This is a genomic window from Streptomyces cucumeris (genome assembly GCF_024295805.1).
Lineage (GTDB): Bacteria > Actinomycetota > Actinomycetes > Streptomycetales > Streptomycetaceae > Streptomyces > Streptomyces cucumeris.
The window spans coordinates 188,601-213,054 of record NZ_JANCLX010000003.1; the positions used below are offsets into that span (position 1 = coordinate 188,601).

Annotated in this window: 18 protein-coding genes; 14 read left to right on the forward strand and 4 right to left on the reverse strand. The window is 72.0% G+C overall.

The window, feature by feature from the left end; genetic code table 11:
- Positions 1-156 precede the first annotated feature (156 nt).
- From NMK44_RS06045 to NMK44_RS06055, 3 genes are all read left to right on the forward strand, one after another.
- A complete protein-coding gene (locus tag NMK44_RS06045; RefSeq protein ID WP_254739045.1) occupies positions 157-1,728 on the forward strand; it encodes an MFS transporter in 1,572 nt (523 codons plus the stop codon).
- Positions 1,729-1,947: 219 nt separating this feature from the next.
- Complete coding sequence (locus NMK44_RS06050) at positions 1,948-3,003, forward strand: NAD-dependent epimerase/dehydratase family protein (protein ID WP_254739047.1); 1,056 nt, start codon at positions 1,948-1,950, stop codon at positions 3,001-3,003.
- Between the two features lie 126 nt (positions 3,004-3,129).
- Complete coding sequence (locus NMK44_RS06055; protein ID WP_254739048.1) at positions 3,130-4,302, forward strand: acyltransferase family protein; 1,173 nt, start codon at positions 3,130-3,132, stop codon at positions 4,300-4,302.
- Between the two features lie 83 nt (positions 4,303-4,385).
- Here NMK44_RS06055 and NMK44_RS06060 read toward each other — a convergent pair whose 3' ends face one another.
- Positions 4,386-5,426, reverse strand: coding sequence for a cation diffusion facilitator family transporter (locus tag NMK44_RS06060; protein WP_254739049.1), 1,041 nt, complete (start codon positions 5,424-5,426; stop codon positions 4,386-4,388).
- 350 nt (positions 5,427-5,776) lie between these two features.
- On the opposite strand from NMK44_RS06060, the gene NMK44_RS06065 reads away from it, so the two are divergent.
- Positions 5,777-6,184 carry a VOC family protein gene (locus NMK44_RS06065; RefSeq protein WP_254739051.1) on the forward strand — a complete coding sequence of 136 codons (408 nt, stop codon included), beginning with the start codon at positions 5,777-5,779 and terminating at the stop codon, positions 6,182-6,184.
- 90 nt (positions 6,185-6,274) lie between these two features.
- Here NMK44_RS06065 and NMK44_RS06070 read toward each other — a convergent pair whose 3' ends face one another.
- Together NMK44_RS06070 and NMK44_RS06075 are read right to left on the reverse strand one after the other, a co-directional pair.
- Complete coding sequence (locus NMK44_RS06070; RefSeq protein ID WP_254739052.1) at positions 6,275-7,711, reverse strand: MFS transporter; 1,437 nt, start codon at positions 7,709-7,711, stop codon at positions 6,275-6,277.
- Positions 7,708-8,292 carry a hypothetical protein gene (locus NMK44_RS06075; RefSeq protein WP_254739054.1) on the reverse strand — a complete coding sequence of 195 codons (585 nt, stop codon included), beginning with the start codon at positions 8,290-8,292 and terminating at the stop codon, positions 7,708-7,710. Before NMK44_RS06075 ends, NMK44_RS06070 begins: the two co-directional genes overlap by 4 nt.
- A 185-nt stretch (positions 8,293-8,477) precedes the next feature.
- Here NMK44_RS06075 and NMK44_RS41980 point away from each other — a divergent pair, with 185 nt between their 5' ends.
- The 7 genes from NMK44_RS41980 to NMK44_RS06115 all read left to right on the forward strand — a co-directional run bounded on the left by NMK44_RS41980 (position 8,478) and on the right by NMK44_RS06115 (position 19,002).
- Complete coding sequence (locus NMK44_RS41980) at positions 8,478-11,228, forward strand: LuxR C-terminal-related transcriptional regulator (RefSeq protein ID WP_308358366.1); 2,751 nt, start codon at positions 8,478-8,480, stop codon at positions 11,226-11,228.
- 131 nt (positions 11,229-11,359) lie between these two features.
- Positions 11,360-13,444, forward strand: a complete 2,085-nt coding sequence (locus tag NMK44_RS06090) for an FUSC family protein (protein WP_254739463.1) — start codon at positions 11,360-11,362, stop codon at positions 13,442-13,444.
- Positions 13,445-13,509: 65 nt separating this feature from the next.
- Positions 13,510-14,103: an O-methyltransferase gene (locus NMK44_RS06095; protein WP_254739465.1), complete on the forward strand. Its 594-nt coding sequence runs from the start codon at positions 13,510-13,512 to the stop codon at positions 14,101-14,103.
- Positions 14,104-14,404: 301 nt separating this feature from the next.
- Positions 14,405-15,637, forward strand: a complete 1,233-nt coding sequence (locus tag NMK44_RS06100; RefSeq protein WP_254739056.1) for a cytochrome P450 family protein — start codon at positions 14,405-14,407, stop codon at positions 15,635-15,637.
- 89 nt (positions 15,638-15,726) lie between these two features.
- A complete protein-coding gene (locus NMK44_RS06105) occupies positions 15,727-16,419 on the forward strand; it encodes a carbon-nitrogen hydrolase family protein (RefSeq protein ID WP_254739058.1) in 693 nt (230 codons plus the stop codon).
- A 264-nt stretch (positions 16,420-16,683) separates the two neighbouring features.
- Positions 16,684-17,622 carry a trypsin-like serine peptidase gene (locus tag NMK44_RS06110; protein ID WP_254739060.1) on the forward strand — a complete coding sequence of 313 codons (939 nt, stop codon included), beginning with the start codon at positions 16,684-16,686 and terminating at the stop codon, positions 17,620-17,622.
- A 282-nt stretch (positions 17,623-17,904) separates the two neighbouring features.
- Positions 17,905-19,002 carry a hypothetical protein gene (locus NMK44_RS06115; RefSeq protein ID WP_254739062.1) on the forward strand — a complete coding sequence of 366 codons (1,098 nt, stop codon included), beginning with the start codon at positions 17,905-17,907 and terminating at the stop codon, positions 19,000-19,002.
- Positions 19,003-19,186: 184 nt separating this feature from the next.
- On the opposite strand, the gene groEL is transcribed toward NMK44_RS06115, so the two are convergent.
- The gene (gene groEL / locus NMK44_RS06120; protein ID WP_254739064.1) at positions 19,187-20,809 is read right to left on the reverse strand and encodes a chaperonin GroEL; all 1,623 of its coding nucleotides are present in this window, start codon (positions 20,807-20,809) and stop codon (positions 19,187-19,189) included.
- 261 nt (positions 20,810-21,070) lie between these two features.
- On the opposite strand from groEL, the gene NMK44_RS06125 reads away from it, so the two are divergent.
- The 3 genes from NMK44_RS06125 (at position 21,071) to NMK44_RS06135 (ending at position 24,412) form a co-directional block, all read left to right on the forward strand.
- Positions 21,071-22,951, forward strand: coding sequence for a propionyl-CoA synthetase (locus tag NMK44_RS06125; protein WP_254739066.1), 1,881 nt, complete (start codon positions 21,071-21,073; stop codon positions 22,949-22,951).
- Positions 22,952-23,072: 121 nt separating this feature from the next.
- Positions 23,073-23,837: a YqjF family protein gene (locus NMK44_RS06130; RefSeq protein WP_254739068.1), complete on the forward strand. Its 765-nt coding sequence runs from the start codon at positions 23,073-23,075 to the stop codon at positions 23,835-23,837.
- 230 nt (positions 23,838-24,067) lie between these two features.
- Positions 24,068-24,412: a hypothetical protein gene (locus NMK44_RS06135; protein WP_254739070.1), complete on the forward strand. Its 345-nt coding sequence runs from the start codon at positions 24,068-24,070 to the stop codon at positions 24,410-24,412.
- The last annotated feature ends 42 nt before the right edge of the window (positions 24,413-24,454 follow it).

Genomic DNA, 24,454 nt, shown 5'->3' on the forward strand with positions numbered 1-24,454 from the left:
CGGAAATCCGGTGCTACACTCGCGCGCACCATGCGCGGTAAGGCAACCCTTACTCGACGATGACGGCGCACCCCGGAAATAACTACGGAAACGATTTTCAATGCACCGCGCACAACAAGGGGAACTCGCCGTGTCCCGTCACCGGAAGAGGAATTCGTGAGCGCCACGGATACCAAGGCGAGCCGTGAGGCTCGCATCGTCCTGATCATCACCGTCATTGCGTCGGCGCTATTGGTCATCGATATCACTATCGTTTCCGTAGCGTTACCCTCGATCCAGTCCGATCTCGGCGGCTCCCTGGCCGCCCTGCAGTGGATCATCATTGGCTACACCGTCACCTTCGGGGCCTTCCAGCAGGCCGCCGGATCGCTGTCGGACCGGCTGGGCCGGCGGTCCATGTTCATGGGCGGCATCGCGCTGTTCACCCTGTCCTCGCTCGGCTGCGGTGTCGCGCCCGACGCCCTGACCCTCGACATCGCCCGCTGTGTACAGGGGATCGGCGCGGCCTTCGTCCTCGCCAACGCGATGCCGCTGATCGCCCAGGTCTACGACGGCCAGAGCCGGAACATGGCCATCGCCGTCTGGGGCACCACGCTGGGCGCCTGCGGTGCGGTGGCCCCGGTCATCGGCGGTCTGCTGGTGGACCTCACCCAGTGGCGCTACCTCTTCCTCATCAATGTGCCCATCGGGCTCGTCGCACTGTTCCTGTGCCGCACCCGGCTGCCCGCCGACCCGCCCCGCAGTTCCCTGGCGGGGATCGACTGGACCGGCGCCGGACTGCTCGTCCTCACCCTCGGCCTGGTCAACTTCGCCCTCACCCGGGGCGAGGACCAGGGCTGGGACAGCGCCGCCACCCTCGTCCAACTCGGCCTGGCGGCCGTACTCCTCATCGCCTTCCTGTTCCTGGAGCGGCGGGTGGCGGCGCCCACGCTGGACCTGTCGCTGTTCACCGTGCCGACGTTCGTCGCGGCGTCCCTGATCGCGTTCTTCTCCCGCTTCGCCACGGTCGGCGGCTCGGTGTACTACATCCTGTACTTCCAGAGCGCCCGGGGGCTGAGCCCCCTGCTGACCGGGCTGATCATGATGGCCATCTTCGCCCCGCAGCTCGGGATGGGGCTGGTCGCCGGCAAGCTCCAGGCCAAGTACTCGCCGTCGCACATCATCGGGGCCGGGTTCGGCATCCTGGCGCTCGGCGGACTCGCCATGTCCTGGTCCTTCGACCGGGGGCAGAGCGTCTGGCTGGCGCTGCCCGGTCTGCTGCTGTGGGGAGTGGGCGGCGGCCTGGCGGGCAGCCCGTCCATGTCCCTGGCGGTGAACGTGGTGCCCAAGGCGCGCTCGGGCATGGCCTCCGGCGCGATCAACAGCCTCTTCATGTTCGGGGCCGGTATCGGCGCGGCGATCTTCGGCGTGCTGTTCCGGACCCGGATCTCGGACGAGGCCCGCGACGGGCTGGAGTTGAGCTCCGGTGAGCACGACAAGGTGGTCTCCGCGGTCGCCCAGGGCGATATCTCCCGCGCCCTGGACCAGGTACCCGACCACACCACCGGGCAGGTGCGGCGCATGCTGGAGTCCGCCATAGCCGACGGCGCCGCGAACGTGATGCTGTGGGCCGCCGTGATCTGTGTGGGCACCGCGGTCATCTCGCTGACCCTGGTCCGTAAGAAGGACCTGCTCACCGGTGCGCCCGAACCGGCGAAGGACGCGGACGCGGAACCCGAACCGGCCTGACCGCCACCTGTGGTGCGGCGGCCGCCCCCGCCCCCGGGCCCCCCCACCCCCACCCCCCCCACCCCCCACCCAGTCCCACCCCACCCTCACGCCGGCGGCGGGGCCCCCCCCCCCGCCCTCCCCCCCACGGGGGGCCCGCCCCCCCCCCGCCCCCCCCCACCACACCACGCCGACCCCGCACTCCACCGACCATGTCCCACCGCACCGTCAGGAGTCCGTATGCCCGTGTCCGGTCACCGCGCCCCCTTGCGCCTGCTCGTCCTGGGCGGCACCGGCTTCATCTCCGGCGCCGTGGCGGCCGAGGCGGTGGCCCGGGGCCATGACGTCACCTGCGTGGCCCGGGGCACCGGCGGCCGTCTCCCGGAGGGGGCGCGGCTGCTGCGCGCGGACCGCGACCGGCCGGACGCCCTCGCCGCCCTCGGCGGCACCCGCTTCGACGCGGTGGTGGAGACCGCGACCCTCGCACTGCCCCGGGTCCGGGAGGCACTGCGGGCCGTCCGCGCGGACCACTGGACGTTCCTCTCCTCCATCAGCGTCTACGCCGACACCTACACCCCCGGACAGACGGCCCGCACCGCCCGGCTGCGGCCCGCCCTCCCGGACGACACCACGCGCTACGACCCGGCGCGGGACCCCGAGCCCTCACAGGCCGTCTACGGCGGTGTGAAGCTCGCCTGCGAACAGGCGGTCCGGGAGGCGACCGGGGACCGGGCGTTCGTGGTCCGGCCGGGTCTTGTGGTCGGCCCGGGCGATGACGTCGGCCCCTTCGGCTACTGGCCGCTGCGGATGGCCCGGGGCGGGACCACCGCCGTGCCCCCCGAATCGGCCGCCGACGGGGCGCCGTTGCCCGCGCAGGTCGTCGATGTCCGCGACCTCGCGGCCTGGATCCTGGACCAGGCCGGTGACCGGGCGGCCGGGGTGTACGACGCGGCCGGTCCCCCGGTGCCGCTGCGGGCGCTGCTCCGGGACATCGCCGACGCCGTGGGCCATGACTCACTCCACCTGGTACCGGTCCCCGAGGAGGCGCTGCTGACCGCCGGGATCGGTCCGTGGACCGGACCGGCCTCGCTGCCGCTGTGGCCACCGCGCGCCCTGCACGGCGCGCTCTCCCGCGATGTCACCGCCTCCTTCGAGGCCGGGCTGCGGATCCGGCCGGTCGGCGAGACGGCCGCGGCGGTGCTGCGGGACCGGCTCGGACGGGGCGCCGGGAAGCGGCCCGTGGCCGGGCTGACCCCGGTCCAGGAGGCCGCCCTGCTGCGGTCACTGGGGCACTGACCAGCTCATATCCCGTATGTGCAACCGGGGTTGCAGGGAACGATGCCATCCACGGGTGGCATACATCCGGCCATTCCCATTGATACGTTCGGCGCGTTTTTGACGATCTGTCCGCCAGGAGACGCCGTGGCCCAGGTTCTGCCCCCGCTCCCCTCCGCAGCGAGACTTCCCTCGCTGACCGGTCTTCGCTTTGTCGCCGCCTTCGCGGTGTTCGCCTCACATGCCTATTTCGCCCTCTGGTTCGACGGCACCTGGGAGAACAACACCCCGGCCACCGTCGCATTGATCACCGCCCGCTCGGGCGTCGGATTCTTCTTCCTGCTGAGCGGTTTCGTCCTCGCCTGGTCGGCCCGGCCGGGCGATACCGCCCCCGCGTTCTGGCGCCGCCGGGCCGCGAAGATCTACCCCACGCACCTGGTCACCTGGTTCGGCGCCCTGGTGCTGATCAACTGGACGGGCGGCCAGGTCGCCGCCCGCCAGGCCCTCCCCAATCTCGCGCTGATACAGGCGTGGTGGCCGGTCTTTGACGTGTACGACAGCGTCAACGGGGTCTCCTGGTCGCTGTCCTGCGAGGCGTTCTTCTATCTGTGCTTCCCGCTGCTGATCCACCTCGTCCGCCGCATCCCCGCCCGGCAGCTATGGCTCTGGGCGGCCGGAACCGCTGCCACGGTGATCCTGCTCCCCCTGGCGGCCACGGCCGCGTTCGCCTCGGAACCGCGGTTCTTCGCCTTCCCGGTCAGCCTCCACCAGTACTGGTTCGTCTACACCTTCCCGCTCACCCGGCTGCTGGAGTTCGTACTCGGCATGCTGCTGGCCAGGGCCGTACTCGAAGGGGTGCGGGTAGGAGTCCGGTTCCGCCACGCGCTGCCCGCGCTGGCCCTCGGATACCCGCTGGCGGTCCAGGTGCCGTTCCTCTACGCGATCAGCGCCGTGCTGGTCGTCCCCATGGCCCTGCTGGTTCTCGCGGGCGCGGGTGCCGACATCCGGGGGTCCCGCTCCTGGGTGCGCACCCGGCCGATGGTGTGGCTGGGGGACGTCTCGTTCGCCTTCTACATGGTGCACATGCTGGTGCTCCAGTACGGCTACCGGCTGATCGACGAGAATCATGACGCGTCCCGGACCGTGCGTGCGGGGGCGGTCGTGCTCCTCTTCGCCGCCGCGCTCCTGACGGCGTGGGCGACCTACGCCCTCATCGAGCGCCCGGTCACCCGCCGCCTGGGATCGGGCCGTCCGCCGCGGAGCGGCGGGACGCAACGGACCACCGCCCGCCGCGCCGACGGGGACCGCGTGGCCCCCTGAGCCCTGTGAGCCGGGTGGACCGGCTCACAGGGCTCAGGGCAGGACTGCCGTACGGGGGCCGGCTCAGTCCCGGTCAGGTGGTCTCAGTGGACGGGGGTCTCCTTGCGGCGGGCCGTCCCGTGCGGGTCCTCGCAGTGCGCCCCGGCCGCCTCGCCCGGACCGACGCCCACCAGGTGCTCCGGGGCGTGGTCCACTTCCAGGGTCGCGTGCCGGATGCCGTACTCCTCGCGCAGTCCCGCCTGGAGCCCCTTGCGCACGGCGTGACAGTCCCCGCCGGGCTCGACCAGGACGTGGGCGGACAGAACGACCTCACCCGAGGTGATCTCCCAGATGTGCAGATCGTGCACCTCGACCACGGTGTCGTACCGCACCATCCGTCCGCTCACGTCGTCCGGCTCCACACCGGGGGGCGCTCCCTCCAGGAAGATCCGTCCGGAGTCGCGGACCAGCGACACCCCGGACCTGACCATCAGCACCACCACCACGAGCGAGGCGATGGCGTCCGCCCGGGCGTACCCGGTCAGCATGACGACGGCGCCGGCCACCGCCGTGGCGATGAAGCCGTACAGGTCGGTGAGGATGTGCTGGAAGGCGCCCTCCACGTTCAGCGAGGAGCGGTTGGCCTTGGACATGCACCAGGCGGCGATGACGTTCACCACCACACCCGCGAGGGCGGTCACCAGCACCATCGTCCCGCCGACCTCCGGCGGGTCCACCAGCCGTTCCACGCTCTCGTAGGTGAGCCAGACCGACAGCAGGAGCAGGGTGAGGCCATTGGCCTGCGCCGAGAGGATTTCCGCCCGCTTCAACCCGTAGGTGTACCGCCCGTGGACCGGCCGGGCCGCCAGCCTCATGGCCACGAGGGCCAGCGCGATGGCGGCGGCGTCGGAAAGCATGTGGGCCGCGTCGGAAAGCAGCGCCATCGATTCGGCGGCAAAAGCGACAACGACTTCCACCGCCATATAGGCGACTATGAGTCCCAGCGATATCGATAACCAGCGCCAGTCGGCGTCCTTGTCCACATGATGGCTGTGCCCGCCGTGTCCGTGATGGTGCCCGTGCCCGTGTCCGTGCCCGTGATGCCCATGGGCATGCTTGTCGTGCTGCTGCCCGCGCCGTTTCATGACCTTCCCATCGCTCCGCGACCTGGACAGGGAAGAGTGAAGCGCATCGCCTCCCAAATTTCAAAGGCTGCAATGGAGACGATTTTCAATGGCTCGGAACGCCTTACCAAAGCCCACTTGAGAGGACCGCTCATGAATTCGTTACGCATTTTTGAGCCCTGATGACGTCACAGATGGCCGAAAACCACGAGCCCGCCGGGCCACGGCCGGAGCCGTGGCCCGGCCGTGGCCCCGGGGCCACGACCGGCGCGCGGGTGGAACGGTCCAGAAGTTTCCGTCCGCCGGGCGATGAGTTCCGCGGGGCCGCGCAGTCCACCCCTGTGGAAGGCCACACACGAAGGAGACAGCCCGTGTACCAGCAGATGATCTTCGTAAACCTCGCGACGAACGACCTGGAGACCTCGAAGAAGTTCTTCACCGAGCTCGGCTACGCGATCAACCCGCAGTTCACCACGGATGAGTGCGCCTGTGTGGTCATCAGCGACTCGATCGTCGCCATGCTGCTCACCAGACAGCGCTACCAGGACTTCACCAGCAAGGAGATCGCGGACTCCACCACGACCTCGGAGGTGCTGCTCTGTCTGAGCGCCGAGAGCCGCGCCAAGGTCGACGAGCTGGTGGACAAGGCGCTGGCCGTGGGCGGGTCGCCCGCGGGCGAGCCCCAGGACCACGGCTTCATGTACGGCCGGTCCTTCCAGGACCCCGACGGTCACACCTGGGAAGTGGCGTGGATGGACCCGGCGGCCATCCAGGGCTGAGCCGCCCCGGGACGCCTCTGGAGACGCTCCGGCCACCGCGATGCGGCGGGTGGCCGGAGCGGGGCGACGACGCTGTCCGCCGGGTACGGGTCAGTCCTCCGGGTCCGGCCTTCCCGCCAGGAGCAGCGCACCCGCCACCAGACCGATGGCGAAGGTTCCGGCGGCGACGAGGAAACCGCCGCGCATGGCCTCGGCGGCGGCGTGCGCGCGTTCGGCGGCGGGTACGACCCGCTGCCGGCTGAGGATGACCGTGCCGATCACGGCGACGCCCAGGGTGCCGCCGAGTTGCCGGACGGTCTGGACGATGCCCGACGCCTGCGGCCGGTCCACGGCCGGGACCCGGCTGAGGGCGTCGGTGTTGACCGGTGAGAAGACCAGGCCCAGGCCGAGGCCGACCATCGCCATCCCCGGCACGTTGGCCAGGTACTCGACGCGGGTGAGCGTCAGGGCCCAGAGCAGGGTCCCGGCCGTGGCCACGGCCAGACCGGTCAGCAGGGGCGGGCGGGCACCGGAGCGGTCGTACCACCGTCCGGCGAGCTGCGCCCCGGCCATCAGGGGAACGATGAACGACAGCGCGGCGCAGCCCGCCCGCACCGGGCCGTACCCCAGCAGGTTCTGGGCGTACAGCGACGAGAACAGCACGATGCCGAGCATGCTGAACTGGGTGACCAGCAGGACCACGACATTGCCGGTGAACCCGTGGTGCCGCAGCAGGCCGAGTTTGACCAGGGGGTCGTGCGTGCGCAGTTGCGTGATGACGAAGGCGGCCGTCAGCAGGAGGCCCAGGGTCAGTACGCAGCCGGTGCGGGCCGAGGTCCACGTCCACGCGGACGACTGCTGCAGCGCGTAGACGGTGGTGGCGATCCCCGTCATCAGCAGGAGGCTGTGGACGACGGAGACGGTGAGGGCGGGCTGTGCGGGGTCGGCGGGCCTGGCCCTGCGGATCAGCCACAGCGCGGTGAGGCCGACCGGGAGGTTGAGCCAGAACACCGCGCGCCAGGTGACCCATTCGGTCAGTGCTCCGCCCAGCAACGGGCCCAGCGCCAGGAAGAGTTGACTGATACCGACGTACACGCCCATCGCGCGGCCGCGCACGGCGGACGGGAAGGCCGCCATCACGATGCTCGCACTGACCGGCATCATCAGGGCCGCACCGCAGCCCTGTGCCACCCGGGCGGCGATGAGCCAGCCCGGCCCCGCCGGCCCCTCAGGAGCCGCTCCGCACAGGGCGGATGAGAGGAAGAAGACCCAGATGCCGACGCGGAAAGTGGTGACGGGCCCGAACCTGGTGCCGATCCGCCCGCCCAGGGCGACACTCGCCGCCATCGCCAGTACATAGGCGTTGACGACCCACTGCTGACCACTCGCGGACAGCCCCAGATCGCGGGTCATCGTCGGCAGCGCCACCGTGACCACGGTCTGGTCCAGCATGATCATGGCCAGGCCGCCCGTCATGGCCGCCAGGACCGTCCAGGCCGCGCGCGTGGGCCGCTCCGCGACGGCGCTCGGTCCGGTGGCCACGCTCATGTCCGGGCTCCCGCGGTGCCACCGCCGACCCCGGCCGCGCTCGCCACGGCTTCGGTGCACTTGAGGCCGCCGAGGACCAGCAGGACGGGGATGACCCAGTTGAGCAGGATGTCACCGGTACCGAGGGCGCCCGCCAGCAGATGGCAGACCGCCATCACGAGGATGATCCCGGCCCACAGCAGCGAGATCCGCCGGTTCACGGCCCGGAAGGCGGGGCTGCCCCAGTAGCGGCGGTCGATCGACGCACGCGCGTACTGCTCGGTGAACGGCACGGTGAAGGCCGACACCAGCATCACGGTCCCGAGGACCAGCGCCGCGCCGCCCCGTCCGTAGTCGACCAGTGACCGCTGCACATCGGGGCCGCTCGCCAGGCCGATCGCGGCCAGCGCGCCGAACGTCACCACGCCCGCCGCGTCGATCACCTTGAGACCGTCGGTGACGGCACCGCGGACGGCCAGGACCAGGGAGCCGAGACAGGCAGCCAGTGCGGCCCAGCCCACGGCTCCGGTGCCGAGACGGTCGGCGATCATCGAGAACAGGACCCAGGGGGCCATCCCGAACAGCAGGGTCAAGGGTTTCACGGTGTCTTCTCCGGCATCGGGGGATCGGGACGGCACCATGCTGGATCGGTCGCGAAGCGCGATCATCCGCCGAATGACAGAGGAATCCGCGCCAACGACGCCTTGTGATGAGTTCGCCACTCACGGCGAAGTCGGGATGCGGCGCTCCTGAGCGGTACCCCGCGGCCCGGCCTTACACTTTTCGGGTGAACGACCAGCCATGGGCCCGTAGTCGTCGGGATGTGGCCGCCGCTCTGACCTCCGGTGTGAGCGCCGCGCTCACCGTGGCGCACCGCGGGGCATCGGCGTTCGTCCTCACCGGTGACGTCGGCGCGGGGAAGAGCCACTCGCTGCGGGAGGTCCTGGCGCGGGTCACCGCACCGCGGCGGCTCGTCCGGGTCGGCACGCTCACGGCCCGCGGCCCGTACGCCGTGGTGTGCGAGCTGCTCGGGGCAGACCACGGGCCGACCGCGCCACGCGACGCGGAGGAACGTCTGCTGGCCCGGCTGGACGCACTCTGCGCGGCCGGTCCGCTGGTGCTCGCGGTCGACGATGTCCACGAGGCAGACGCCGCGTCGCTGGCCGTGCTGAACCTCATCGCCTCGGCCGCCGAGGATCTGCCCCTGGCCCTCGTCGTGACCAGGCGGCCACGGCCCCGACGGGAGCACCTGGAACGGCTGTTGCGGAGGCCGTCCACCCAGGAGGTCCCGCTGCCGCCCCTGGACGAGATCGACCTGGACGCGCTGGTCCACGAGCAGACCGGGCGATGGCCGACCCCGGGGCTGCGCGCGGCGCTGCTGGCGCACCGGGAGAACGCGCTGCGCGTGACCACGCTGCTGGACGATCTGAGCCGTGGCGGCGCTCTGCTGACCGGCACCCATGACGACCACATCGGCCTCCACAGCGGACCGGACACCGCCGCAGCGCTGCGGCCCGGCCTCGACGAGGCGGTGGCGGCCGGGATCCGGTCGCTGCGGGGGCCGGTCCGCCAGATCATCAGGGTCCTCGCGGTCATGGAACGGCCCGTCACCCCCGAGGAGTTGGCCTCGGTGGGCGGTGTGTCACCGGTCGCCGTCGTCGAACCGGTGCAGACGCTGCTCGACCGCGGGCTGGTGGCGTTCGACCCGGCCGGGCGCGTCGCGTTCACGCATGACAGCTACCGCGACGCCGTCGCCCGCGCCATTCCGCCCGCGCTGCGCCGGGTGCTGCACACCGCCGCGGCCGACCACGAGGCATCCGCCCACCGGGTGCGCCATATCGTCGCCTCGGGGGCGCCGCCGGAGCGGGTGCTGTCCGCACTGGAGGAGGCCGGGGCCGAGCTGGCCGACGCTCCCGCCGTCGAGGCCGATCTGCTCGCCGATCCGCCCGAGACGTGGCGGACCTCGACGGCCACGGTCGAGCTGGCGGTGCGGCGGTCCCGGGCCCTGGCCCGCTCCGGTCAGATGCGCCGCGCGGAGGAGGTGGCCCGGTCGGCCCTCACCACCGCCATCGATCCCGCGCAGACGGTGGAGCTGAGCCGGGCGCTGATCTTCGCCCTGACCGTCCAGGGCAAGACGTCCGAGGCACTGGCGCTGATCGACCGTACCCCCTTCGACACCGCCTCCCCCCGTGTCCACGCCATCATGGAGGACCACCGCCGCCAGCTCTCCCTGCTGGGCGGCCTCCGGCCGTTGCCCCTGCGACCCCCGGTGGATGATCCGCTGGAGCTCACCCTGACCGGACTGGTGACGGAGGCCCTGCGGCTCTGTCTGACCGGCTCGCCCCGGTCGGCCGTCGAGCTGGCCTGGGAGGCGTCCCGCCGGCACCGGTCCGCGGAGGTCGATCCGTACGAGGGCTCGGCGAGCGATGTCTGGCCCCCGTTCGTCGAGGCGTTCCTCAACGGCCCGCGCACGGCGGAAGCGGCACTGCGGGAGGTGGAACGGCTGCGGGAGGAGCGTGCCGCGCAGTGGCAGGCCGCGCCGCACCAACTGCTGAGCGCCGCGATCGCGATGAGCGCGGGACGGCTGGACGAAGCGGCCGCCACGTTCGACGCGGGCCTCGACCTCGCGGAGACCGGCGAACTCGCCTGGACCTCCATGGCGGTGGGGGCACGTGCGCTGATCGACGTGCTGCGCGGCGAACCGGATGCCGCCGGGGCGCGGCTGGACCGCTGGAAGGCCGGGCCCCGGGTCCTCCAGTTCGGCATCCCCCAGCCCGCCCGGGCCGAGGTGGCCCTGCTGGAGGCCCGCCGCCGCTACGCCGACGCCGCCCGGCTGGCCCATCAGGTCCGGTCACGGGCCGCCGAGGGGCATCACACCGTCTGGCTGGCCACCATCGCCCCGGAGCTGGGCCGAGTGGCCCTGCGGGCCGCCGACGACCGGCTCCGGACGGCCATCGCCCAGGACATCGAGCGGCTGCCCGCCCCGCTCAGCCCGGCCCTCGTCCCCTCCGTTCTCCTCGCCCGGGCACTGACCGCGGTCGCCCACGACGAGACGGCGGCCCTGGCGGCCGAGGCGGCGGAGGCGGCCTCGGACATCGGGGAGGCGCTGGTCGAGATGGCCGCCTGGGAGGAGGCCGCGGTGGCGGCCGCGCACCAGGGGCACAAGGACGACGCGCGGCACCACGCCCGGAGCGCGTTGCGGTGTGCCGACCGGACCGGGGCGGTCCATGCCGCCGCCCGGCTGGCGAGCCGGCTGCGCACCGCGGGGGTGCGGCTGGGCTCGACGGCCGGACGGGTGCGTCCGGCCACCGGCTGGGAAGCGCTCACTCCGACGGAGGCACAGGTGGCGGAGCAGGTGCGGGCGGGCCTCTCCGGCCCCGATATCGCCCGCCGTATGCATATCTCCCCCCGCACGGTACAGACGCATGTCTCCCATGTGCTGGCCAAGCTGGGCCTGAGCAGCCGCGTCGAACTGGCCGCCGCCGCGGCAGCGCGCGCCGCCGGAACCCCGCCCGGCCCGGTGCCCGTCCGCCGCTGACGCGTCCCCTCATACGGCGGCCGTCCGGTACGGGGCCACGGGGCGCCGCCACGCGGCCTCACCACCGCCACGCCACACTGGGACGAAGGTGGCGGGACGGGACCGGCGCGGACGCCGGGAGAGGAGCGCGCATGCCGCAGCGGCCGTCGCTCTCCGCGTCCGTCGACGCCGGACGGCGGGCGCTGCGCGTCACGGTGGCCGCGGCGGCCGGGTTCTACCCGGCGGTGCATCTGCTGGACCAGCCGGCCGCCGCGATCTACACCCTGTTCGCCCCCATCGCGTTCGGCATCCTCTCCCCGCTGCCGGGGTCCGGGCGGCAGCGGGCGGGCACCGTGCTGCGCGCCCTGCCCATCGCCGCGGCGCTGGTCGTCCTCGGTACGGTCCTCGCCGTGGGGACGTGGCCCGCCGTGGCGGGCATGCTGCTGGTGGGGTTCGTCCTGCCCTTCGGCGCGGTGTGCGGTCCGCGGCTCGCAGGCACCGCCCCTGGTCTCCAACTCTTCTACATCCTCGCCTGCTTCCCCCCGTACGCCCCCGACACCCTGACCCTCCGGCTGGCCGGACTGGTCACCGGCACGGTGCTGCTGAGCCTGTGTGAGCTGGTGCTCCTCCCCGAGCCCCGGCAGCCGTCCTACCGCGACCGGGTCGCCGACGCGCTGGACCTCGCGGGCCGCGCGGTACGGGCCGGGGCCCCCGATCCCGGTCTGGCCGCGCGGCTCCGGGCGGCCGGCCGGGGGCTGCGCTTCTCCCGGCAACCGGCCGGGACCCGCCCCACCGGGGCGGGCCGGAAGGACCATGCGCTGGCCCAGGCGGGATCCGCGACCCGCCGATTGCTGGACCAGCTCGCCGCGCTGGCCGGGCTCCCCGCCACGCCCGCGGATGTGGCCTCCGAGACCCTCCTGCACGGCACCGCGGTGATGTGTGCCCGGACGGCCGGCGCCCTGCGCCGGTCGCGCCCCGCCCCCGGACCCGAACTGCTCGAGGAGATGATCGAGGAGTTCATGGCCGCACGCGGCACCGCCCCGGAGCCGCGCACCGCCCCCTCGCACGCGCTGTTGCTGCGGCAGTCGACGGCCCTGACGGCCGCGGTGTCGGCGGTGACCGTGTGCACGGCCGCCGCCCTGACGACCGGTGGCCGCCGCCCGGTGTACGGGCTGCCCCACGAGCAGTTCTGGTACGCCGACACCGGCACGGTCCGGCTGTGGTACTTCCGGATCAGGGGTAATCTCACCCGGCGTTCCGTGGTCTTCCAGAACGCCGTCCGTATGGCTCTGGGTCTCGCCCTCGCCCGCCTGGTGGCCGGCTCGCTGGACCTCTCGCACGGCTTCTGGGTCCTGCTGGCCGTCCTCACCCTGGGCCGCACCACGGCGGGCGAGGCCTGGTCCGCCGCCCGCTCGGCCGCCGCCGGGACCCTGCTGGGCGCGCTCGCGGCCGGTGCGCTCATCATCGGCGCGGGGGACGTGACCGAGGTGTACGCCTACCTCCTGGTGCCGATGATGCTGCTGGCCTTCACGGTGGGGCCGGTCGGCGGACCGGCGTGGGCGCAGGGGCTGTTCACCCTGGTCGTCTCCACCGCGTTCGCCCAGATCGCGGCCGTCACCTGGCGGCTCGCGGAGGCCCGTTTCCTGGATGTGCTGACCGGGAGCGCGGTCGGTCTGGTGTGTGGTCTCCTCGCCTGGCCCTCCGGGGCGCGCGCCGAGATCCGGCGGGGTGTCACCGCCCTCCTCCGGGCCACCGCGCCACTGGTGCCCGCCACCGTCGTGGCCACGACCGGCCCTGACGGCCCCGGACGGGTGCGGGAGATCGCCGACGGGGCGCTGTGGGCGACCCATCACCGGCTCCGCATGGCGCAGGCCGCGTATGCGCAGTACCGCGCGGAACCCGCCCCGCGGCATGGCGACGAGACCGGTTCCGACTGGCTCGCCGCCCTCAACTTCGGCAGCCGGGTACTGGTCGGGGCCTATTGGCTGCCGCGGTCGGAGGGCCCGCGGACCTTCCCGCCCGCCGCCCTGCGCTGGGCCCGCGACACCGCCGGGGAGCTGGAGGCGGTGACGCTCCGGGCGGCGGACCTCCCGGCGGACGGCATCCGGGTCCGGCTGGCCCAGCTTCCGGCGGACATCGCGTCACGGACCCCCGCGCGGGCCCTGCCCCTCCTGGTCGACGTGGAGGTCTGGCTGCGCGCGCTCGCCACCGACCTCGAGACCGGCACCGGCGGCTGAGGCGCGCGACCGCCTGCGGACACGCCCGCCGCCGGATAGCGTCATGGTCATTCCGAAGGGGGTTCATATTGATGGCAGAACGTGCGGTACCGCCCCGGGTGGCGCTCGCGGAACGGGCCGCCACCGAGATGGGGTTCACCAAGAGCTGTCTCCCCGACGTGGGCAGACTGCTCCGGCTGACCGCCACGGCGAAGCCCGGCGGTGTCATCGCCGAGAGCGGCACCGGCTCGGGGGTGGGCACCGCATGGCTGCACAGTGGCCTCGGCGCCGGTGCCCGTCTGGTCACCGTCGAGCGCGAGGAGGAGCTGGCCCGCCGGGCGTCCGGCATCTTCGCGGACGACGACCGCGTCAGCGTGCTCACCGGGGACTGGCGGCTGTTGGAGCGCCACGCTCCGTTCGACGTCTTCTTCTGCGACGGCGGAGGAAAGCGTGACGCCCCCGGGCAGGTCGTCGAACTCCTCGCTCCCGGCGGCGTTCTCGTCCTGGACGACTTCACCCCGTCGCCCCACTGGCCGCCACGGTTCGAGGGCGAGGTGGACGAGCTGCGCCTGTTCTACCTCACCCATCCGGACCTGGACGCGACGGAGGTCCTCACCACACCGACCACGTCGGCGGTGGTCGCGGCCCGCCGTCCCGGCCGGGTGGAGGTCACAGTCTGAGGGACCCGGGGCACGGAGGGGCGGACGGCCTGGGCATGTCCGCCCCGGGCCGTCCCCCGCGCGCACCGGCGTGATGCCCGCACCGTCTTGTGGCACCTCACTCATGGCCCTGACAATTACCCCCGGAACCAGCGGGGTCGGCCCTTCCCGGCGAGGAGGCGGAGCAGATGCGTGACGGCGAGGGAGCCCACCCCGTACAGCGCCGCCGCGAGGCCGGGGACGCCGTACCGCCGGTGCCACCGCGCGCCCCACGGCCCAGTGACCCACACCGCGGTCACCGAAGCCCTTCCGAAGGAGTCCCGTGCCCGAGCAGCCGAAGCTCATCCTCGACCCCACCGGCTCCGACCACCACGCCGAGCACCGGGCCCTGCGCGCCCGCGGCCCGGCCACCCGGGTGGACATCCTGGGTGTGACCGCCTGGTCCGTCAGCGACCCCGCCCTCCTCAAGCAGCTCCTCACCGGCTCGCACGTCTCCAAGGACGCCCGCGCCCACTGGCCCGAGTTCGACACCGCCGTCGCCGACTGGCCCCTCGCCCTCTGGGTCTCGGTGGCGAACATGTTCACCGCCTACGGGAGCGACCACCGCAGGCTCCGCCGCATGGTCGCACCGGCCTTCAGCGCCCGTCGTATCCAGGCCCTGCGGCCAGCCGTCGAGGCGATCGCCACCGCGCTCGTCGACGACCTCGGCACCCTCCCGGCCGGGGAGGTCGTCGATCTGCGCGACCGGCTCGCCTACCCGCTGCCGATCGCGGTCATCGGACAGCTCATGGGGGTCCCCGAGGACCAGCGCGACGGGTTCCGGGCCCTGGTCGACGGGGTGTTCGCCACCACACTGACCGCCGAGCAGGCCGCGGCGAACACGGTCGCCCTCTACGAGGCGCTCGACCAAGTGATCGCGGCCAAGCGCACGGAGCCCGGCGACGACATGACGTCGTTGCTCATCGCCGCCCACGACGACGAGGGCGACGGCAAGGGCTTCACCCACGACGAACTGCGCGACACCCTGGCGCTGATGATCAACGCCGGGTACGAGACCACGGGCAATGTGATCGACCAGGCCATCACGACCCTGCTGACCGATCCCGAGCAGCTCGCCCACGTCCGTGCGGGCCGCGGTAGCTGGGACGACGTCGTGGAGGAGACCCTTCGGCATGAACCCGCGGTGAAGCACCTGCCCCTGCGCTTCGCCCGCGCGGACATCCCGCTGCCCGGAGGACAGACGATCCGCAAGGGCGAGGCGATCCTCGCCTCCTACGCCGCCGCCAACCGCCACCCCGACTGGCACGGCGCGTCGGCCGATGTCTTCGACCTCACCCGGCCCGCCAAGGACCACATGGCCTTCGGCCACGGTGTGCACTTCTGTCTCGGCGCCCCGCTCGCCCGCTTCGAGGTCGCCATCGCCCTGCGACTGCTCTTCGAACGGTTCCCGGAGATGGAACTCGCTGTCCCGCTGGAGGAGTTGACACCACTCCCCTCCCTGATCAGCAACGGCCACCAGACCCTCCCCGTACGCCTGCGCCCGCTCCCCCGCTGACCCGGACCGGCTGCCGGGCACGGGGATCCGCCCCCTGAGACGCGGCCCGCGGTTAGGGTGCTCGTACCGGTCGACGAGGGGAGTTCCTGGTGCGGCAGCCGCTGAGCATCGCCGTGGCACAGCCGAGGTGTGCGGCCCATGAGGTGGCGGCGAACGCGGTGGCCCACGCGGATGCCGTGCGGGCGGCGGACGCGCGGGTGGTGGTGTTCCCCGAGATGTCGCTGACGGGGTACGAGCTGGACGCCGCGCCGGTCTCCCCGGAGGACGAGCGGCTCGCTCCGATCGTCGCCGCGTGTGCCGGGACCGGGGCGCTCGCCCTGGTCGGGGCGCCGGTACCGGGTCCGCATATCGGCATCCTGGCGGTGACGGGGGACGGTGCGCGGGTGGCCTACCGGAAGGTCCATCTGCACGGCGACGAGGGTGTCCACTTCGTGCCCGGTGAGCATGCCGTGATCGATGTGGACGGATGGCGGCTGGGGCTCGCCATCTGCCGCGACACCGGGATCCCCGAACACGCCGCGCGGACGGCGGCGTTGGGGATCGACGGCTATGTGTCCGGTGTCGTCCACGGCGAGGACGAGGCCGGGGTGCACGGGGAGCGCGCCCGCCGGGTCGCGGCGGACCACGGTGTCTGGGTCGCCGCGGCGGCCTTCGCCGGTCCGACCGGCGGTGGCTTCGCCCGTACGTCCGGCCGTTCGGGGGTCTGGTCCGCCGGTGGAGAGCTGATCGCCGAGGCGGGCACGGCTCCGGACGACCACGCGCGGGCGGTCTTCCGCGGATGAGCCGGGGGCCGCGGGGGCCGGCACCGGCTGTCCGTGACCCCCGGGGCGCGTACCGGCTCCTGCTCCGCCGGACGCGACGACGGATCCGCGGAAGACATTCCCTCCCGACACCGCTACGCACGGCGGAATTGCGGAGGAGAGCACTCATTCGGTGAAACCCGGACCGGCGACTCGTCATCTTCGCGTGCGGACCAACGGTCCCGTACCCACGAGGCCCGTACCCACGAGGCATTGCCGACCACCTTGCCGAGGAGAACTCCGCAGATGACCGCTCACTCCCCCCGCCGCCGGAACACCGCACTCGCCGCCCTCGTCGGCGCGGGCGCCGCCCTCGCCCTCACCGTCCCCGTGTCAGCCGTCGCCGCCCCGGGCGGCGGTTCCCCGGCCCCTGCCGCGGAGAAGGCCGCCGCCCCGGTCGTCTCCACCGCGTCGTACACGGTGAAGCAGCGCCGTGACGCCCTCGCCTACTGGACGCCCGCGCGGATCAAGGCCGTCGGGGAGTCCACCGATCTCGGGCCGACGCCCCCGAACGTCAAGCCCTGGAAGGGCACCGAGATGAAGACCGTCGGACGGCTCTTCTTCATGAACGGCGACGGCGAGGACTCCTGGTGCACGGCCACCGCCGTCACCAGCGCCAACCGCTCGGTGGTCATGGCCGCGGGCCACTGTGTGCGCCGGGGCTCCGCACCCGACTTCACCTACACCGAGATGGTCTTCGTCCCCGGGTACCACCAGGGCAAGCAGCCGTACGGCGCCTTCCCGGTCCGCGCCACCCTCACCCCGCGCACCTGGGCGGAGGAGTCCGACAACGACGTGGCCGCGCTCGTCGTGGACGCCGACCAGCAGGGCCGCAAGCTCACGGACGTCGTCGGCGGCCAGGCCATCGCCTTCGACCGCCCGGTCGGCGGCACGATCCGCGCCTTCGGCTACCCCGCGTCACGCCCGTCGCTCGGAGAGGACCTCCTGCACTGCACGGGCACGGCGAAGAAGGCCCCGCAGGCCGGTGAGCAGGTCATCCCCTGCGGTATGACGGGCGGTTCGAGCGGCGGTCCTTGGCTGGCGGACTTCGACACCACCACGGGCAAGGGCGTTCTGGTCTCGGTCAACAGCCATGGTGAGGGGCTGCAGGACACCGAGAAGATGTTCGGCGCGGTGCTGGGCGGCACCGCCAAGAAGGTGTACGACCAGGCGCAGCGCGGCTGATCACACGCTGCCGTTCCGCCCCGCGGCCGCCGCCCGATGACGGCTGCGGGTGCGGACAGCCATGGCGTCATATCCCGAATTTCACCAGTATCCATGCCTGAGTAAGAACTACTCTCTGGTGCCCATTCCTGCCGGGGATACCGTGAGCGCGCGCTGAACTCGCCGCATTTATCGGCACATTGAGGAAACGTCATTCGTCGGCGTCATTCCCTCGGACATGTTCTCGCGCACGGGCTCCATTCCAGATAGTTGGCATTTCCCTCACCTACGGGAGCAGGCTCAATGGACAGAAGGAACTTTCTGCGAGGTACCGCTGGAGCGGCCGGTGTGCTGGCCCTCGGCGGGGCCGCCGCGGTCGGCGGCGCCCAGCCGGCGGCGGCCGCGAGCGACGGCCGCCTTTCCCAGTGGTACCGCTCCCGGGAGGACTACCTGGAGAGCGAGGACCGTTTCGCCTGGACCGATGAGTGCCAGGGGCTTTCCCGGGCGAGGTACGGCGCCGAGGACTGGTGGTGGGTCGTCTGCTGCTCGACGGAGGAACTGCCGGAGTGGCGGGGCATCCACAAGCTCAACTTCCGCTGGGAGCGCGTGGACTTCCTCGCCTATGACGAGAACTGGTGGCCCGAGGGGGACAACAAGGACCACGTCGGCGCCATCCACGCGAACAATCACATCGTCTCGGGCAATTACACGGGACGGCTGTACGTTCCGGTCGAGCACGGAACACCGCGCGTCTGGATCACGAAGCCGTTCGGCGCCGCGGACAAGACCCCGGGGCAGATGTACTACCTGGGCATCGCGGGCTCCGGCCGCTACCAGACGAGCGCCCCGTGGTGCTCCACCGACCTGGACGACCCCCGTCACGTCGTACCGTCGGGCTCGATGCTGGTTCCCCACGGCGGATACCTGTACAGCTCCAACGATGACACCGACATCGTGTACGGGTACAAGTACAACTCCGCGTACCCCGGTGGCGCGCCGCCGAAGTTCGGGCAGCTTCAGACGATGCGCGCGTCCAGGATGCCGCACGGACTGGTCAATATCGCGGGTGGATTCGTCAAGGGCGGACGGCTCTATGTCTCCCGCGAAGGAGACCCCGGCCAGATCATCTGCTTCAAGTTCGGTCGCGAGAATCCCGGTACGAGCATCCACGACCTCGATCCCATGGTGATCGAGGGCACGTACACCCTCACCGAGACCGACGACGTGGTCGATGGCGCGACGGAGATCGAGGGGCTGTGCTACGCCCCGGTCGAATGGAACGACGGCGAAGGACACCGTTCCAAGGTCAGCGTGGTGGTGCTCGACCAGAACGGCTTCACCGGACGGCAGGACAACGCCTGGGTCAAGCACTACGACATGCCGGCCCACCAGGCACCCTGATCCGGAACAGTGGCGCCCGGCACCGAGCCGGGCGCCCGTCCCGGCCACCGCGGCGGGGGGGGGGGGCGCCCCCCCCCCCGGGGGGGGGGCCGGCCCGGGGGGGGGGGGGGGGCCCCCCGGGGCCCCCCCCCCCCCCCCCCCGCCGGCCCCCCCCCCCCCCCCCCCGCGCCGTCGTGCCCACCGGCTACCCTGGTTGGCTGTCCACGACCACGACCTCGGTGGTGAGCAGCAGGGACACGACGGACGCGGCATGGGTGAGCGCGGCGCGCACGGCCTGAGCGGGATCGATGACACCGGCTTCCAGCAGGTTCGCACGGCGCCCCGCGAGCACGTCGAAACCCATCCCCGTCGTGAGCCCGGCCACTTCGGAGGCCACCACGGCCCCGTCGTGGCCCGCGTTCTCCGCGATCCACCGCAGCGGTTCGGCGAGGGCGCGCCGGACGACCCCGATACCCACGGACAGGTCGTCCGGTGTGCCCGGGGTGCCGTCGAGCACCGTGGCCGCCTGGGCGAGGCATGCGCCGCCACCGGGCACGACTCCCCCGTCGAAGGCGGCACGGGTGGCCCACACCGCGTTCTCGACCCTCGCCAGGCGCTCGTCGAGCTCCGCCCGGGTGGCGGCACCGACCTTGATGACACAGGACCCACCGGCCAGATTGGCCGCCCGCGCGAGCAACTTCTCCTGGTCGACGCGCTCATGGGGCAGGGTCCGGCGCGCCGCCTCGGCCTTGATGTGGTCGCTGCGGAGCGCGATCTCCGGTGCCGGGCCATCGCCACCGACGATCGTGGTGCCCCGGCGGGTGACCCTCACCTGGTGGGCACCGCCCAGCACGCTCAGGCCGGCCCTCTCGAGGGTGGGTCCGGCTTCATCGGCCACCACGGTGGCACCGGTCACCGTGGCGATGTCCTCGAGGAGCGCATCGCGGTGTGCACCCGTGCCCGGAGCCTTCACGGCCACCGTCGTGACGACGCCCTGCTCGTTGTTGGCGAGCAGCGCCGACAGGGCGGTGCCCCGGACATCCTCGGCGATGATCAACAGCGGTCGTCCGGAGCCCTTCTCGAGCACCCTCTCCAGCAAGGGCCGCAGCGCGTCGAGGGACGTGATCGCGCCCCGGTGGACCAGCACGAGGGGGCGGTGCAGAACGGATCGCCCACTGACCCGGTCGGTGGCCATCTCCGGCGACAGATATCCCCCGGCCAGCTTCACGCCTTCGTCGAACTCCAGGTGAAGACCTAGAGCATGGCCCTTCTCCACCGTGACGATGCCGCCCTTCGCCATCGTCTCGACCATCAGGTCGCCGACTTCGCGGTCCTTCGCCGCCAGCGCGGCCACGGCGGCCATCTCCCCCGGGCCGTCGAGGCCGCGGGTGACGGACGCGAGGTACTCGGAAACGGTCCGTACGGCCGCCTCGATGCCCTTCCGCATCGCCACCGGGTCGGCACCGGCCGCGACATTGCGCAGGCCCTCGCGGAGCATCGCCTGCGCGAGCACGATGGTCGTGGTCGCTCCCTTGCCCGCCGCCCGCTTGGTCCGTTCGGCGGCCTCGGTGACGAGCCGGACACCGAGGTTCTCGACGGGGTCGGCCGGCGCGGTCTGCCGGGCGATGAGGAGGCCGTCATTGGTGACGGTCAGCCCGCCGCCCTGCACCTTCTTGAACGCACCGCCGTCCGGCCCGACCTCGACGTTTCCGATGACCACATTGCGGCCCAGGGGTCCGATCGTCACCTTGGCGACGTCCGCGACGGAGTTCACTCCCCGCTGGAGCGAACGGCGCGCGGCTTCATCAAACAGCAGGGTCCTGGACACCAGTCGACGCACACTTTCTCGTGTGGGGACCGCCTCCCCCGGTGGCGAGCTGGGATCAGCGAGGCGGTGAGGGCACGGCGGCACGGGAGTTGTGCCTGCCGTTGTGATCCTGCCAGGTCAGCGCGGGCAGAAGGTGAGTAGTCGATACTCATCGCGCGCGCGTACCAGACGACACCCATCACACCGACGGGGCTGGTAGCCGTCCGGACGATGGGCCAGACTGCTCACAGTTTCCAGGCCGAACGATGTGAAAGGTCCCTGATGGGCGCGTATGAGGAGACTTACCACCGAAGCCTCGAGGATGTCGAAGGGTTCTGGCTGGACGCGGCGGGGGCGATCGACTGGACCCGGTCACCGACCCGGGCCCTGGACGACTCCCGTGCCCCGCTCTGGCGGTGGTTCCCCGACGGTGAGCTCAACACCTCGTACAACGCGCTGGACCGGCACGTCGAGAGCGGCCGGGGCGAGCAGACCGCGCTGATCCACGACTCCCCGGTGACCGGTACCGTCCGGCGGTTCAGCTACGCCGAGCTCCGTGACGAGGTCGCGGTCTTCGCCGGGGCCCTGCGCTCGCTGGGTGTCACCAAGGGCGACCGGGTCATCGTCTACATGCCGATGGTACCCGAGGCGGTCGTGGCCATGCTGGCCTGCGCCAGGATCGGCGCGGTGCACTCGGTGGTCTTCGGCGGTTTCGCGCCCAAGGAGTTGGCCGCCCGTGTCGAGGACGCCGCACCGAAGGTGATCGTCGCCGCGTCCTGCGGGATCGAGCCGACACGGGTCGTGGAGTACCAGCCCATCCTCGATGCGGCGCTCGGCCTGACTGCGCACCAGCCCGACCACGTCGTCGTCCTCCAGCGCGACAGGGCGCGGGCCGAGCTCGGCGGACGCTATCTGGACTGGACGGAGCTCGTCGCCGGGGCCCGGCCCGCCGATCCGGTTCCGGTGGCGGCGACCGACCCGCTGTACGTGCTGTACACCTCGGGTACCACCGGCAGGCCCAAGGGTGTCGTCCGCGACAACGGCGGCCACGCGGTCGCGCTGGCGTGGTCGATGTCCGCCGTCTACGACATCGGACCGGGCGATGTGTGGTGGACTGCGTCCGATGTCGGCTGGGTGGTCGGCCACTCCTACATCGTGTACGCGCCGCTGCTGATCGGTGCCACCACCGTGCTGTACGAGGGCAAGCCGGTCGGCACCCCGGACGCCGGGGCTTTCTGGCGGGTGATCGGCGACCACGGTGTGAAGGCGCTGTTCACCGCTCCCACGGCGCTGCGCGCGATCAAGAGGGTCGACGCGGAGGCCACCGAGCTGGAGAAGTACGACCTGTCGTCGTTCCGCACGCTCTTCCTGGCCGGGGAGCGGCTGGACCCCGAGACCTACCACTGGGCCCATCGGAGCCTCGGCACACCGGTGATCGACCACTGGTGGCAGACCGAGACCGGCTGGCCGATCGCCGCCAACCCGCACGGGCTGGAGCCGATGCCGGTCAAGCCCGGATCGGCCACGGTTCCGGTGCCCGGCTGGGATGTGCGCATCCTCGACCAGGACGGCACCGAACTGCCCGCGGGCCGGGAAGGCGTGATCGCCATCCGGCTCCCGCTGCCCCCCGGCGCGCTTCCCACCCTCTGGGGTGACGACCGGCGCTTCGTCGAGGCGTATCTGTCCCGGTACGACGGCTACTACCTGACCGGTGACTCCGGGTACCGCGACGCGGACGGCTATCTGTTCGTCATGGGCCGCACGGACGACGTGATCAACGTCGCCGGGCACCGGCTGTCGACCGGTGCGATGGAAGCGGTGCTCGCGGCGCATCCCGCCGTGGCCGAATGCGCGGTCATCGGGGTGCACGACGAGCTCAAGGGCCAGCTCCCCCGGGGCTTCGTGGTCCTCAAGGCGGGCGTCGAGATCAAGCCTGAGGACCTCCACCAGGAACTGGTCGCGGCGGTGCGCCGGGAGATCGGTCCGGTCGCCGCGTTCCGGGCCGTCTCGGTGGTGGACGCGCTGCCCAAGACCCGGTCGGGGAAGATCCTCCGCAAGACGATGCGCGGGATCGCCGACGGACGCGACGAGCCGGTGCCGTCGACGATCGAGGACCCGGCGGTGCTGGACGCGCTGCGGCCCGTCCTGCGCCCCGAGCGCTGAGTCCCGAGCGCTGAGTCCCGGCGAACGCACACCGGCGCGGGAGGGCACCGTGCGGACCGGTTCCCTCCCGCGCCGGGGACCGGCTGTCGGGGCCGTCCGGGAGCCCTGAGACACTGCCGCCGTGACGCTCACCCCTCGTGCGCCGGAAGTCATCACCCCGGACCCGCCCGGCGAGACCCCCCGCCCCTTCCTCACCCAGTCCTGGCTCGATCTCGCGTTCCTCCACTGGGCCGCCGATCCGGACGAGGTGGCGGCGCTCCTCCCGGCCGGGACGGTTCCCGACACCCTGGACGGGGTCACCTACGTCGGGCTCGTCGCCTTCCGGATGCACCGGGTGGGCTGGTTCCGGCTCCCCGGCATCCCCTACCTGGGCAGCTTCCCCGAGACCAACGTCCGGCTGTACTCGGTCGACCGACACGGCCGCCGCGGTGTGGTCTTCCGCTCGCTCGACGCCTCCCGGCTGATCCCGGTGGCGGTGGCCCGCGCGGCCTTCCGGCTGCCCTACCTGTGGTCCCGGATGGCCGTCGAACGCGACGGCGACACTCTCACCTACACCAGCGCGCGGCGCTGGCCGGGCCCCCGCGGTGCGGGCAGCCGGATCGCGATACGCGTGGGTGAGCGCGTGGCCGAACCGAGCGAACTGGAGCACTTCCTGACGGCGCGCTGGGGCATGCACAACGCCTTCTTCGCGCGTTCGGTGTTCCTGCCGAACACCCACCCGCGCTGGCCCCTGCACCGTGCCGAACTGCTCCAGTGCGACGAGGACTTGATACGGGCGGCGGGCCTGTCCGCGCCCACCGGGCCACCGGTGAGCGTGCTGTACTCCCCGGGAGTGCCCGTGCGCTTCGGCCGTCCCGCACGGCCCGGCGGGATCCCCACCCCCTGACGTGCCCGGGTCAAGGCCGCCGCCGGGACGGAGGATGGCCCGGCAGCGGCCCACCCGGAGCGCACTCTACACAGACCGGCAACTGCCGTGAGCGCTTTGATATCTGACGATTAAAGGGCTCCGTTGTGCTGGACGAGTGAAGCTGCGCCGAACCCGAGTCCTTCCCCGATGAGCTTCGTTGTGTCAGGCGTCCATGAATTCACGGACAGTCTCAGACGGAGGATTTTCGAGTGAACATCGGCAAGAAGGCCTTTTTCCTGACCGCCGCGGCTGGCTCTCTGGTCGTCAGCGGTGCGGCCGGCGCCATGGCTCTGGGCAACACCAACAGCGGCTGGGTCGCCCAGTCCAACCACTGCGACACCAACGTCGGTGATGTCGCCACGGTCGGCGGGCTCGCCCCCACCGGTGATGTGAACGTCGGTTCCGACTGCATCAACTTCACCAACCGCGGTGCCGCCCTGCAGAGCAACGAGTGCGAGACCTCGACCGGTGTGATCGCCCCGATCGGTGCCGCCGCTCCGACCGGCGACGTCAACATCGGCTCCAAGTGCGCCAACATCGCCGTTGAGGACTGATACGTTCCGCCACTGAGCAATACGCGGAACGTCCCCTTGTGG